12 protein-coding genes are annotated in these 12,706 nt (G+C 64.9%); 2 read left to right on the top strand and 10 right to left on the bottom strand.

The features are described 5' to 3' along the window. Positions 1–11: 11 nt before the first annotated feature. The 5 genes from DC347_RS01575 to DC347_RS01555 are packed head-to-tail and all read right to left on the bottom strand — an operon-like array spanning position 12 to position 5,424. Positions 12–1,016, bottom strand: coding sequence for a sugar phosphate isomerase/epimerase (locus DC347_RS01575; protein WP_109044211.1), 1,005 nt, complete (start codon positions 1,014–1,016; stop codon positions 12–14). 35 nt (positions 1,017–1,051) lie between these two features. After that, positions 1,052–2,242 (bottom strand): Gfo/Idh/MocA family protein, encoded by a 1,191-nt coding sequence (locus tag DC347_RS01570; RefSeq protein WP_109044210.1) that lies wholly within the window; start codon positions 2,240–2,242, stop codon positions 1,052–1,054. Positions 2,243–2,256: 14 nt separating this feature from the next. Beyond that, positions 2,257–3,162, bottom strand: coding sequence for a carbohydrate ABC transporter permease (locus DC347_RS01565; RefSeq protein ID WP_109044209.1), 906 nt, complete (start codon positions 3,160–3,162; stop codon positions 2,257–2,259). Position 3,163: 1 nt separating this feature from the next. Continuing rightward, a complete protein-coding gene (locus tag DC347_RS01560) occupies positions 3,164–4,099 on the bottom strand; it encodes a carbohydrate ABC transporter permease (protein ID WP_109044208.1) in 936 nt (311 codons plus the stop codon). Then, positions 4,096–5,424, bottom strand: a complete 1,329-nt coding sequence (locus tag DC347_RS01555; protein WP_109044207.1) for an extracellular solute-binding protein — start codon at positions 5,422–5,424, stop codon at positions 4,096–4,098. The genes DC347_RS01560 and DC347_RS01555 overlap by 4 nt, the downstream gene beginning before the upstream one ends. Positions 5,425–5,659: 235 nt before the next feature. On the opposite strand from DC347_RS01555, the gene DC347_RS01550 reads away from it, so the two are divergent. Together DC347_RS01550 and DC347_RS01545 are read left to right on the top strand one after the other, a co-directional pair. Beyond that, on the top strand, positions 5,660–6,703 hold the full coding sequence (locus DC347_RS01550) for a LacI family DNA-binding transcriptional regulator (RefSeq protein ID WP_109044206.1): 1,044 nt from the start codon (positions 5,660–5,662) through the stop codon (positions 6,701–6,703). Between the two features lie 9 nt (positions 6,704–6,712). Next, positions 6,713–7,900 (top strand): mandelate racemase/muconate lactonizing enzyme family protein, encoded by a 1,188-nt coding sequence (locus tag DC347_RS01545; RefSeq protein WP_109044205.1) that lies wholly within the window; start codon positions 6,713–6,715, stop codon positions 7,898–7,900. A gap of 71 nt (positions 7,901–7,971) precedes the next feature. Here DC347_RS01545 and DC347_RS01540 read toward each other — a convergent pair whose 3' ends face one another. Genes DC347_RS01540 through DC347_RS01520 form a run of 5 tightly spaced genes read right to left on the bottom strand, consistent with a single transcriptional unit; the run spans position 7,972 to position 12,636 of the window. Beyond that, positions 7,972–8,832, bottom strand: coding sequence for a phosphogluconate dehydrogenase C-terminal domain-containing protein (locus DC347_RS01540; RefSeq protein WP_109044204.1), 861 nt, complete (start codon positions 8,830–8,832; stop codon positions 7,972–7,974). Position 8,833: 1 nt separating this feature from the next. Then, on the bottom strand, positions 8,834–9,634 hold the full coding sequence (locus tag DC347_RS01535) for a sugar phosphate isomerase/epimerase (RefSeq protein WP_109044203.1): 801 nt from the start codon (positions 9,632–9,634) through the stop codon (positions 8,834–8,836). Then, positions 9,631–10,443 carry a triose-phosphate isomerase family protein gene (locus DC347_RS01530; RefSeq protein WP_109044202.1) on the bottom strand — a complete coding sequence of 271 codons (813 nt, stop codon included), beginning with the start codon at positions 10,441–10,443 and terminating at the stop codon, positions 9,631–9,633. Before DC347_RS01530 ends, DC347_RS01535 begins: the two co-directional genes overlap by 4 nt. Further along, positions 10,427–10,897 carry a ribose-5-phosphate isomerase gene (locus DC347_RS01525; RefSeq protein WP_109044201.1) on the bottom strand — a complete coding sequence of 157 codons (471 nt, stop codon included), beginning with the start codon at positions 10,895–10,897 and terminating at the stop codon, positions 10,427–10,429. The genes DC347_RS01530 and DC347_RS01525 overlap by 17 nt, the downstream gene beginning before the upstream one ends. After that, positions 10,894–12,636 carry a dihydroxyacetone kinase family protein gene (locus tag DC347_RS01520; RefSeq protein WP_109044200.1) on the bottom strand — a complete coding sequence of 581 codons (1,743 nt, stop codon included), beginning with the start codon at positions 12,634–12,636 and terminating at the stop codon, positions 10,894–10,896. The genes DC347_RS01525 and DC347_RS01520 overlap by 4 nt, the downstream gene beginning before the upstream one ends. Positions 12,637–12,706: the final 70 nt, after the last annotated feature.

Here is a 12,706-nt window from a genome sequence, read left to right as displayed (position 1 = left end):
AAGAGCAGGGATCAGCGGCTGGCGAAGGCGGCGTCGAAAGCGGCTGCGGGCGGGGCGATGCGTGCCAGTTCCCGGACCATGGCAAGGGCCTGCGGGGCGCCGATGAGGCGGTCCATTCCAGCATCCTCCCATTCGATGCTGGTGGGACCCTCGTAGCCAATGGCGTTCAGGGTCCGGAAGATCCGGTTCCACTGCACGTCACCGTGTCCTGCCGTGACGAAGTCCCAGCCCCGGCGGGGGTCCGCCCAGGCGAGGTGTGAGCCAAGCCTGCCGTTGCGCCCATCCAGCTGCCGGACGGACTCCTTCACATGCACATGGAAGATCCTGTCCGCGAAGTCCTGGAGGAACATCACGGGATCCAGGTCCTGCCAGATGAAGTGGGAGGGATCGAAGTTCAGCCCAAAATTTTCCCTGTGGCCAATAGCTTCAAGGGTCCGCTTCGTGGTCCAGTAGTCGTAGGCGATCTCGGACGGGTGGACCTCCAGGGCGAACCGGACTCCCACGTCGTCGAAGACGTCCAGGATGGGGTTCCACCGGTCCGCGAAGTCCTGGTAGCCGGCGTCGACCATTGCCTGCGTGGCGGGCGGGAACATGGCGACGGCCTTCCAGATGGAGGAACCGGTGAACCCCGTCACGGTCTTGACGCCAAGCCGTGCGGCCGCCCGGGCGGTGTCCTTCATGGATCCCGCTGCCCGGCGGCGCACCCCTTCAGGCTCACCGTTGCCCCAGACCTCCGCCGAGAGGATGCCTTGGTGGCGCTCATCGATGGGGTCGTCGCAGACGGCCTGGCCGGTCAGGTGGTTGGCGATGGCGAACACCTGGAGGTTGTTTTTCTCCAGGATGTCCAGCCGGCCCTGGACGTAGTTGTCATCGTCGGCTGCCCGGCGGGGGTCCAGGTGGTCGCCCCAGCAGGCGATTTCCAGCCCGTCAAAACCCCACTCGCCGGCAAGCCGGGCCACTTCCTCGAAGGGCAGGTCGGCCCATTGGCCGGTGAACAGCGTGATTGGTCGTGTCATTGGGTGGTCCTTGGGTTCTTGGAGCTGTGGATCGCTCAGACTTTTTGCCATTGGCTCGAATTCGCGGCGCTGGACTCCACGGCGGCGAGGACCCGCTGTACCTGCAGGGCATCCGCGAAGGACGGTTCAGGCTGCCGGCCTTCGCCGATGGCGGTGACGAGGTCCACCACCTGGTGGGTGAAGCCGTGTTCGTACCCGAGGCCGTGCCCGGTGGGCCACCAGTTTCCGACGTACGGGTGCTCGGGCTCGGTGACGAAGATCCGGCGGAATCCTGCGTCGGGCGATTCAGCCGCGTCGTAGAAGGAGAGGACGTTCATCTCCTCGAAGTCAAAGGCGAGGGAACCTTTGGTGCCGTTGATCTCCAGCCGCATGGCGTTCTTCCGGCCCAGGGCGTACCGCGTAGCTTCAAACACGCCGATCGCGCCCGCGGAGGCGCCGCCGTCGAACCTTGCGCTGAAGATGGCCGCATCATCGACGGTGACACTCCCGCGCGGGGCCTCGCTGCTGACGTCGCCGTGGCCGCCCAGGCCCACCAGGTCGCCTGCCAGCGGACGTTCGGGGACGAAGGTTTCCAGCAGTGCCGAGACCCCGCTGATGTTTTGCCCCGTGACCCACTGGGCGGCGTCGATGCTGTGCGCACCGATGTCGCCCAGGGACCCGGATCCGGACTTGGCCTTGTCCAGCCGCCAGGTCATGGGGGCGTTGGCGTCGGAGAGCCAGTCCTGGAGGTACTGGGCGCGGACATGGCGGATCTCGCCGAGCCTGCCCTGTTCGACGAACCGCTTGGCCAGCGCCAAAGCGGGGGTGCGTCGGTAGCTGAAGCCGCACATGGAGAGGACGCCGTGCTTCGCGGCAGTCTCCGCGGCCAGTGTCATCCGTTCGGCTTCTTCCACGGAGTTGGCCAGCGGCTTTTCGCACAGCACGTGCTTGCCGGCTTCGAGGGCCGCGATGGCGATCTCCGCGTGGGTGTTGCCGGGCGTGCAGATGTCGATGAGGTCGATGTCGTCGCGTTCGATCAGGCGCCGCCAGTCGGTCTCCACCGAGTCCCAGCCCAGCTTGTCTGCGGCCGCCTGGACGCCGTCGGCATTCCGCCCGGCCACTGCGGTGAGCTGTGGCTGCAGCGGCAGGTCGAAGAACCGTGGCGCGGTGCGCCAGGCGTGGGAGTGGGCGGCACCCATGAAGGCGTAGCCCACCATGCCCACCCGGAGGGGTTTGGCGATGCTCATGGCATCGGTCCTTTCTACTTGCTGAAGCCGGCGGTCAGGCCTGCCAGTAGCTGGCGGCGGCCGATGACGTACAGAACCAGGATGGGTAGGGTACTGAGCACCACGGAGGCGAGCACGGCAGGAATGTTCACGCTGAACTCTCCTTGGAAGGTCCAGAGCCCCAAGGGGAGGACCCGCAAGCTGGGGCTCTGGGTGAGGACCAGTGGAAGCAAGAACCCGTTCCAGACGTGCAGGCCGTTGTAGATGGCAACAGTCACGATTGCAGGGCGCGTCAAGGGCAGGGCCAGCCGCCACATCGTCTGCCACTCGCTGCAGCCGTCCAGCCGCATGGACTCGAACAGTTCGTTAGGAACGTCACGGATGAAGTTGGACAGGATCAGGACCGTTAGCGGGATGGCGAAGGCTATGGACGGCAGCATCAGCGCCAGCAGGCTGTCATACAGGTTGAGCCTAATGATCATCAGGTAGATGGGGATGATCGTCGCCTGCAGCGGGATGGCCAGGCCCATCAGGAACATGCCGTTGACCAGCTTGAGGAACCTGCCAGCCCCGCGGACGATGGCAAACGACGCCATGAAGGAGATCAGCACGGCAGGAATCACGGAACCGAGCGTGACGATGGCGCTGTTCATGAAGTACTGGGCAAAATCCGCCTCGAGGACCGACTGGTAGTTCTCCATCGTGGGCTCGGCGGGCAGGGACAAAGGATTCTGACTGAAGTAGCCGGCCTGCGTTTTGAGGCTGGTGACCACGACGTAGTAGACCGGCAGGATGATAACGGCCAGCCATATCCAGCCGCCCAGGCCGCCGGGGATGTTCAGGCGCCGAAGCCGTGGGCCGAGTCCCCGGTTCGCGGCTGCTGTGCCGCCAACCGACCCGGTGCGTGCCTCCCGTGTATCGCTTTTCAGGACGGTACTCACCCTACAAACCTTCCAATTGGCTGCCCTGCTTGTCCTTGCCTCCAAGGCGCTGGAGGAACAAAGCGAGTGCAAGGCCGATGATGACGAGAATGACGGCGATGACGCTGGCCGGGCCCATGAGGTTGGCCCGGAAGCCGCGGAGGTACATATCCAGGGCGAGGATCCGGGTGGAGTTTCCCGGTCCACCGCCGGTGAGGACAAAGATCAGGTCGAAGTAGGTCAGCGACCCCACCACCATCAACGTGGACGAGGTGATGATCGTGTACTTCAACTGCGGAAGGGTGATGTGGAAGAACTGCTTGATGGTTCCGGCGCCGTCGATCTGGGCCGCCTCATACAGTGACTTCGGGATCTGCCGCACGCCACCTTGGTAGATGAGCGTGTGGAACGGCACGAACTGCCACGCGATGACGAAGATCACCAGGCTGAGCGCCAGATGCGGGACACCCAGCCAGTCCTGGGCCAGGAATGGCAGGCCCAGGCCGGTTGCCAGGCCGAAGTTCGGGTCCAGCAGTGCCTTGAATGCGATGGCCACAGCTGCTGAGGACAGCAGCAGGGGCAGAAAATAGAGCACCGCCAGGACTGCCCGGTAGCGTTGGCTTCCCGCAGTGAAGACGCCGAGCAGGAGGCTGATGGGGGTCTGGACCAGCCAGGAGACGATCATGATCAGGAAGGTCAGCCCCAAGGCGTTGTACAGCCCGGGATCCGCCAGCACGGAGAACCAGTTATCCAGTCCCGCCGCCCCGATGGCACCGATGCCGTCCCAGCTGGTGAAGCTGAGGATGAGAACACCGCCCAGCGGGATGACGGCGAAGACCAGGAAGAAGAACAACGCAGGAATGGTCAGCCACGCCAGGGCGGCCTTGCGCTGTTCCGTTTGCTTGGAGTCCTTGACGCCGACAGCGCGCCCCGGGGCGGTGGAGACGGCGCTACTCATTTCCCGAGGGTGCCATTCATATTCTCGGCGAACTGTTGCGGCGTGATCGACTTCAAGAACAGTTGGTCGATGTTGTTCAGCAGGGCTTCAGCTGCGGTGGGGCTCAGTGCCTGGTCCCACGACTGCTGGAAACTGGGGGCGTTCTTCGCAAGGTCGTAGACGAAGTTAAGGAAATCCTTGTCCGGGGACGTATTCAGCTTGCTTTCGATGCCGTTGACAATGGGAACCGATCCGGAGTTGATGTAGGCGTCGATCATGGTGTCGGTCATGATGCCGTCCTTGAGGAACTTCTTGGCGGACTCCTTTTCCTTGTCGCTGGCCTTGGCGGAGATGGACTGGTAGTTCGCCGGGTTGCCTACGCCGTTCTTGGGATCCCCCTTGCCGCCGGCGACAGTGGGGAACTGTACGAATCCAAGTTTCCCGTCCTGGACGAAGTTCTTACCGTCCTTTTTCATCGGGCCATATGTCCAGGAACCGTGCAGCATCATTGCGGCCTTGCCGGTGTACAGCAGGGCCTGGTCCGCATTGGAGTCGGCAGTGATGGAGGAGAAGCCCTTGATAAAGCCATCAGCGGAGACGAGTTCCTGGATCTTGGTGCCGGTTTCGACCACCGCGGGGTCCATCCAAGCATTGGGCTTGCCTTCGAAGATCGCCTTGAATACGTCGGGGCCGCCAATGCGGTCCAGCAGGTATTCAAGCCACATCATGGACGTCCAGCGTGATTGGCCGCCCAGGGAGAAGGGTGCCACGCCCATGCCATTGAATGTCTTCACCAGGGACATGACGTCGTCCCAGGTCCTGGGCGGCTGGACGCCCGCCTTCTGGAAGAGTTCCTTGTTGTAGAACAGGACAATCGGTCCCACGTACATGTTGGGCAGCGCGTAGATTTTTCCGTTGACCGTCGCGGCGCTGAAGGTGGACGGGAAGAACTTCTTCTTCAGGTCCGGCTCGGACTCCAGCCAGCTTGTGAGGTCTTCGACCTGATTCGCCTCGGCATACGTCTTCAGCGTGCCGCCACCCCAGTTGTAGATGATAGTGGGCGCCTGGTTGGCTCCAATGGCGGTTTTGATCTTGGTCTTGTAGGCGTCGTTCTGGAAGAACGTGACCGCGATCTTATTGCCCGGGTTTGCTTGGTTGAAGGCGTCGACGGCCTTCTGCATGTTGGTTTGGTTCGGCTCACCGGAAAGAAACCACATGCTGGCGCCACCGTTGGCGCTGGACGCGCCCGGACCTGACGTCCCGCAGGCACTGGTCGCGGCGACGGCAAAGGGAGTAAGGGCAGCGAGGGCGAGGAAAGAGCGCCGTGAGGTCTGGGGTTGCTTCATTGCTTCTCCATTGTGAATTCGCAGTCGATTTCCGGGGCAGCAGCTCCGAAGTACATTCGAAACATTTCGAATGGTGATATAAGTCACGCTCTAAACTAAAGCGGCAAAGATCAGGACGTCAAGGGATCGTGGAGGATATTTTTAAGATCTTGCGCCTATTTGCGCTATGCCTTGACGGCGAGCGGGCGATTCTCGAGAATGAATGCACATCTCATTTTCGAAAGATTGCGAACGCATGACGACCAAATTGACGGATCGCAGCAAACCCACGCTCGCTACCGTGGCCAAGCAGGCAGGGGTTTCGGCGCCTACGGTGTCCAAGGTGGTGAACGGGCGTGAGGACGTGGCCCCCGAAACCAGGGCCCGGATCCTTGCTGCACTGGAGCAGGCGGGCTACCAGTCGCCTGTCCAGCGCCGGGCGGCCGCCGAAAGCGGAACCGTGGTGGAAGTTGTGATCGACGTGCTCGACTCCGCGTATACCATCCAGGTCCTCAATGGCATCCTGCAGTTCGCTGCCGCAGCCGACGTCGAAATACTGGTCAGCGTGACCGGCCAGTCCACCCCCGCCCGTCAAACTCCGGAGCGCCGGGCGCAGCGGATGCTGGAAGAGGGCAGGGCCGGGATGATCGTTGTGACCTCGGCCTTCAGCGAGGCGCAACTGCACGCCTTCAGGCGCCGCCACATCCCCGTCGTCGTCATCGACCCGCTTAATCCGCCTTCCGCCGACGTCGTCAGCGTTGGGGCCACCAACTGGGCCGGCGGCAAAGCAGCCACCGAGCACCTCCTGGGATTGGGACACCGCCGCATTGCCTACATCGGCGGCATAGAGGGCGCTGAATGCAATCAGGCGCGGCTGCACGGATACATGGCAGCCCTGATGGCACAAGGGATCAGGGTGGCCCCCCAGTACGTTGTTTCCGGTGGCCGGTTCCGGACGGAGAGTGGGGTTAATGGATTCAAAGAGCTGCTCAAGCTTGACCCGCGCCCCACGGCGATCTTCGCCGGAAGCGACACGATTGCCCTGGGAGTCCTCAGCGAAGCGCGGCGCCACGGAATCAGGGTTCCCGAGGACATCAGCCTCATCGGCTTCGACGGCACCAACCAGGGTGAGCAGTCGGTGCCATCCTTGAGCTCCGTGGCCCAGCCCCTGGAGGAAATGGGACGGGCGGCCCTGAGGTCGCTGCTGCGCCAGGTCCACGGCGAAGTCCTTGATTCCCACCGCGTGGAACTGGCAACCCAGGTAATCGTCCGGGAATCCACCGCACCTCCGGCCGGATGAAAGACAACCATGAAAATCACCCATCTCGACACTGTGGTCGTGGACTTCTACCGGACAAACCTCATCTTCGTCCGGCTCACAACTGACGAGGGGCTCACCGGCATCGCCGAGGCGACCCTCGAAGGGCAGGAACATGCTGTCCTCGGGGCGGTGGCTGTCCTTGCCGAAGCCGTCAGGGGCAAGGACGCCACGCGGATCACCCAGACGATTTATGAACTCAACCGCGACGCCTACTGGCGCGGCGGTCCGGTATCCATGACAGCGCTGAGTGCCCTTGAGATGGCGATGTGGGATGTTTCGGCGCGCGCTTTAGGGGTCCCGGTCCACCGGATGCTGGGGGGACAAGTCCGCGACCGCGTCCGCGCCTACGCCAACGGCTGGTTTTCCGGGGCCGTCACTCCGGAGGATTTCGCCGAGGCCGCTCTACGGACAGTCGGCCAAGGGTTCCGCGGCCTTAAATGGGACCCTTTCGAGGCCGCGGACCTTTTCCTGGAACCGCGGGACCTGCGGCGCATGCTTGAACCTGTTGAAGCAGTGCGGGCGGCAGTGGGCGACGACGTTGAACTCTTCATAGAAGGCCATGGCCGCTTTGATGTCCCCACTGCCATCCGGGTGGCCCGCGAACTTGAACGGTACCAGCCGGTGTTTTTCGAGGAACCGTGCCCGCCGGACGGGATCGACGCCCTCGTGGAGGTGCGCAGCAAGTCCCCTGTCCCCATTGCCGCGGGGGAGAGGTGGATAGGCCGGAACACCTTCGTTCCTGCCCTGGCCCGCAACGCCGTGGATTACCTCCAGCCGGACGTCACGCATGCAGGCGGGCTGCTGGAAATGTCATTCATTTCCACTCTGGCGGCAGCCCACTATGTGCCTTTCGCACCGCACAACCCCAGTGGACCACTCAGCACTGCGGCAACCCTGCAACTCGGTGCCACGCTGCCGAATTTCCGATACCTGGAGATCATGGCCACCGACGTGCCGTGGCGCAGCGACATCTCCAGTGAGCGTCTTCGGCTGACGGCAGACGGCGACGTCATGATCCCCGAAGGGATTGGGCTGGGCATCGACCTCGACTATGACGCGATCGCGGAGCACCCTTTCACGCCGCATCCCATGCGGATCTTCAGCGACGTGGTGGCCGATATCCGGCCGCCGGACGCCCGGTCGTACTTCAACCTCGAAGGCGCCGGCGTCCGCTGACGCGTCGGACAACGAAAAAGCGGCATCCGCCGGCCTGCTAACCGTACGGACGCCGCCTTGCGGGTGGGTGCTTAGCGTTTGACGGCTTCGAGCTTGAGCATCTTGGCGATGACGCCGTCGAGTTCGGAGTCGTCGAAGATCTTCTTCCAGTCGTCCTTGATGATGGTGTCCTTGCCGTACTGGATGGCGATTTCGCAGGCTTCCGAGAAGGGGTTGGACCCGCGCAGGGCGTTGGTCAGGGCGATCTGGACGTGGCCGAACAACATGGCCTTGGCCGCCTCCTCCGGCACGCCGGCCGTGTGGACGGTCTCGTGCAGCGCCTCGTTGAGCAGCGTACCGATCATGCAGGCCACGGTTTCCACCAGGGTGGGCTCCAGGATGGCAAGCTGCTTGACGGTGACCCAGTGCACGTCGATGACCGGCGCGTAGATGGTGCGGATGACGGCCTCCGCAGAGTCGCGGGTGGCTGCCGGCGCGTCGTCGTCGATGGCGGCGACGACGTTCTGGGGGGCGCCCTCGCCGCCGAAGGTGTCGGCCCATTCCTCCTTGGTGGTGCGCTCCAGGAACACCGACGGGTGGCACGGGTGCGCGACTGCCTGGACGACGTCGTCGCGCTTGGCCAGCAGGCCCGCGTAAGCGGCAGCGGGGTCAAGGGTGAGCAGGATGGCGCCGGCCTTCATCTGCGGCACCACACCTTCGGAGACGATGCCCAGGACGGTGTCGGGGACGGCGAGGATCACCACGTCGGCGCCCTTGACGGCGTCGTCCGTGGCGGTGATCTGGCGGCCTTCGGCCTGGACGCGTTCCTGGCCGGCGGGGGAGTTCTCGCTGTAGAAGACGATGTGGCCGGACTTCTGGAGGTTGCGGGAAACGCGCATCCCCATCTTGCCTCCGGCTCCGATGACGGCGACGGTCAAAGTTTCTGCTGACATTTCACTTGCTCCTTAGGAATTTGATGCTGTGCCGGGTCCACTGGTTTTCGAGCCGGATGGTGTCCGCCTCGGTGTCCTGCCAGGGCAGCCAGTGTTCGACGATCTGGTTGATGTTTCTTTCGTGCGGCCGGATTTTTTCGACCATGTACGCGTAGTCGAGCAGGCCTTCGCCAAGCGGCGCGCCGGAGTAGGTGAAGCCCACCCATCCGTCCTTGCGGCTGAAGGCAAAGTCCTTGATGTGCATGTTCAGGACGTAGGGGGCGACGGCGTCAATGACCTCGCGGGGCATTTCCAGCGCTGCGACGGTGTTGGCGGGGTCGCTGCAGATCCCCAGGTACGGGCTGTCCACGCCGCGGATCATGTCCAGGATGCGGGCGGTGGGGACCTGTTCGTAGGTTTCCACTGCGATCTTCACCCCGGCATCCTCGAATTCCGGCAGCACGTCCTTGAAGATCGCCACCGCTTCCTCCGTGGTGGGGCTGTGGCCGGGGGCGTGGACCATGGTGCGCAGAAGCGGCGAGCCGAGGATGCCGGCGATGTGCAGGAACCTTCGCAGGTGGTCCGGTCGGATGCCCTTGGTGCCCAGCTCCAGGGAGATTCCCAGCCTGTCCGCGGTGTCCCGCACGGCTCGGAGTTCCGTGTCAGCCATGGCCTCCAGGGGTGCGTAGTCGCAAACCTGGAACAGGTCCACGCCCAGTTCCGCGGTCCGCTCCAGGACATCATGAAGGCTCAGTGGCTGGGAGACCTTGGCCGAGAGCTGCCAGAAGAAGGCGTAACTGCTCAGCCCAATCCGTGAGGTCATGCCGGCACCGCCATCGTTTGCAGCCGCGCCGCGGCTTCGTCAAGGACGGCCTTCAGTGCTGTGGGGTCGTGGGCGAAGCGGCCCAGGAACAGGCCGGCGACGGCGGGACCGAGTTGGGTGATCAGGCCCGGCCCGGCGCTGCCGCCATAGATGACGCGGCTGTCTTCCTGCCCCGGGAGGCTGCGCAGGTGCTCGTCCAGGCCCGAAATGACGGCGTTGATATACCCGGGCGTGGCCGGCTCCGGAGCGCCGATGGCCCACTGCGGCTCGTATGCCACGATGGTCCTGGCGGCCGCTGCCAGCGATGACGCGCGTTTGAGGATGCCATCGATTTCCGCCGTGCACTGGGCGATGGCTTCCTCAACGGATCCGCGGTGCAGTTCCCCGACGCACAGGACGGGGGTCAGGCCATTGCGGTAGGCCGCGGCGGTCTTCAGTCCGATCACGCGCTGGTCCTCGTCAAAGATCCGGCGGCGTTCAGCGTGGCCCACCTCGGCGTACCGGCCACCGAGTTCAGCTACTGTTTTGCCGCCGACTTCGCCGGTGAACGCGCCTTCGTCTTCCCAGAAGACGTCCTGCGCTCCGGTGGCAGCACCTGCCGGACCGAGGATCCGTGCCGCTTCCGGGAGCGCCGGGAGGATGGGCAGGACGAAGAGTTCGATGTCGCCGTTTTGCACCGCGGGGTGGGCGAAGGCGATGGATGCGATATCGCGACAGTAGTCCACCGAGCGGGCGTAGCCGAAGTACATCTTCAGGCTGACACCGATAATGGCCGTGGGTCCGGTGCGGGGCTTAGCAGGAAGTGACACCTTCGTAGTCCTTAATCAGGGAAACTTTCTCTGCCGAGGCGGAGGTTTCGTCGAAGGTGTATGTGAGCCATTCCCTGGCGAGCCGCCGGGCGAGTTCAAGTCCGACGACGCGCTGGCCGAAGGTCAGGACCTGGGCGTTGTTGCTCAGGACGGCGCGTTCAACGGAGAAGCTGTCGTGGGCGGTCACCGCGCGGATGCCGGGGACCTTGTTCGCTGCGATGGCGACGCCGAGCCCGGTTCCGCAGACGAGCAGCGCGCGGTCGGCCTTTCCTGCGGCGATGAGTTCCGCCGCTGCGATGGCTACGGAGGGATAAGGGGTGTGGCTGGTGGCGTCCACGCCCACGTCAGCGACGGACTCGACCAGGTCGGAGGCCTCGAGGTCGGCCTTGAGGGCTTCCTTGTAGTCGAAACCGGCGTCGTCGGCTCCGATGACCAGGCGCAGTTTGGCGCTCATGCGTTCTCCTTGATGGTGGTGTTCTGGCTGAAAGTGTTGTGGATGGCCCGCACGATCAGGGCCATGGAGACGGCGCCCGCGTCCGGGGTACCAAGGCTCTTCTCGGCGTGCGGACGTGCCCGGCCCATCAGTGGCAGCAGGTTGGCGGTGTCCTCGGCGGCCTGCTGCGCGGCGGTGGCGGCAGCGTCCCAGGCTCCGGACAACGGCTTTCCGCTGTCCACGCCGGCAGTGAGGGCATCCCGGAAGGGAACCAGCACGTCCACCAGCGTCTTGTCCCCCACCTTGGCCTTGCCGAAGTCCATGATGGCTGCAGCGGCGCCGGCCACTCCGGTGGCGACGGCACCGGCGTCGGGAGCTTCGTCATCGCCCACGGCGTCACCGACGGCGCGCAGGGCCATGCCCCACAGGGCGCCGGAGGTGCCGCCGGCCTTGTCCGCCCAGGCGTCTGCGGCGAAGTAGAGGGTGGTGGCCGCCCCGGCGCCGCGGGCGACGGCGTCTGCCGCGGCCTTCACGGCGGCCCCGACGCCCCGCTCCATGCCGATGCCGTGGTCGCCGTCGCCGGCGACCGCATCGATGCGGCCCAGTTCGCCTGCGTTGGCGTCCACCACGTCCTTGGCCGCACCGAGCGCTGCCAGGACACGGACGGCCCCCGCACGGGACGCGGGAGTCGCCTCGGGAATGGGAAGTTCGACGTCGGCCACCTCGTCGACGGTCTCTTCCAGCGCTTCGGCCCTGACGGCGCCGCGGCGGAAGGCCGGGGCGTCCACAGGGGCGTTCCAGAGGGCTTCGAGTTCGTCGTCGAGCCAGAAGAGCGTCAGGGACGTGCCGGCCATGTCGAAGCTGGTGACCAGCTCGCCCACCTGCGGATCCACTGCCTGCAGGCCGGCCTCGGCGAGGAGTTGCGCCACGCGGCGGTAGACCACAAACAGCTCCTCGTACTTCACGCTGCCCAAGCCGTTCAGGATGGGGACCACGCGTGCACCCTTGGGGTCCACGCCCTCCGGCACCTCGGTCAGGAGCTTGGCGACGAGGAGTCCGGCGAGCTCATCCGCCGTCGGAATCGCCGTTTCGTCGATGCCCGGCTCTCCGTGGATGCCCATGCCGACGGCCATGCGGCCCTCGGGGACAGAGAACAGGGGCTGGGTGGCTCCCGGCAGGGTGCATCCGCTGAAGGCCACCCCGAAGGAACGGGTGCGGTGGTTGGCGCGTTCGGCGATTTCCACCACCGCGTCCATTCCGTAGCGCGCTTCCGCGGCGGCGGCCGCCACCTTGAACACGGTCAGGTCCCCGGCAATGCCGCGGCGCTTGGTGTGCTCTTCGACCGGGGCGGAAGAGACGTCGTCGGTGACGGCGATGCTGCGGCAATCGATGCCTTCCCGGCGCAGCTTCTCCCGGGCCTGGGTGAAGTGCAGGACGTCGCCTGCGTAGTTGCCGTAGCCCAAGAGCACCGCGGCGCCGTTGTTGGCCGCCTTGGCCACGTTGTAAATCTGTTGTGCCGACGGCGACGCGAACAGGTTGCCCATCGCGGCGCCGTGCGCCAGGCCCTGGCCCACCAGGCCCGCGAATGCGGGATAGTGGCCGGAGCCCCCGCCGATCACCAGTGCCACCGTGTCCGGGGTGCTCTTGGTGCTGCGGACCACGCCACCCGAAACGCGTTTGACCCAGCGTCCGTGGGAGGCGACGAAGCCCTCGATCATTTCGTCAGCGAAGGCTGAAGGTTCGTTGAAGAGGCGGGTCATGGGAAAGCTCCTGGGCCTGGCTGGGGGGACGATCTGGTTCGGGGGTGGGATGGTGCGGGGGCATCCGCGG

It is taken from the genome of Pseudarthrobacter sp. AG30, from assembly GCF_003116525.1.
GTDB lineage: Bacteria > Actinomycetota > Actinomycetes > Actinomycetales > Micrococcaceae > Arthrobacter.
The sequence above is the reverse complement of the archived record's forward strand: the minus strand, read 5'-3'. Positions and strand labels throughout refer to the sequence as shown.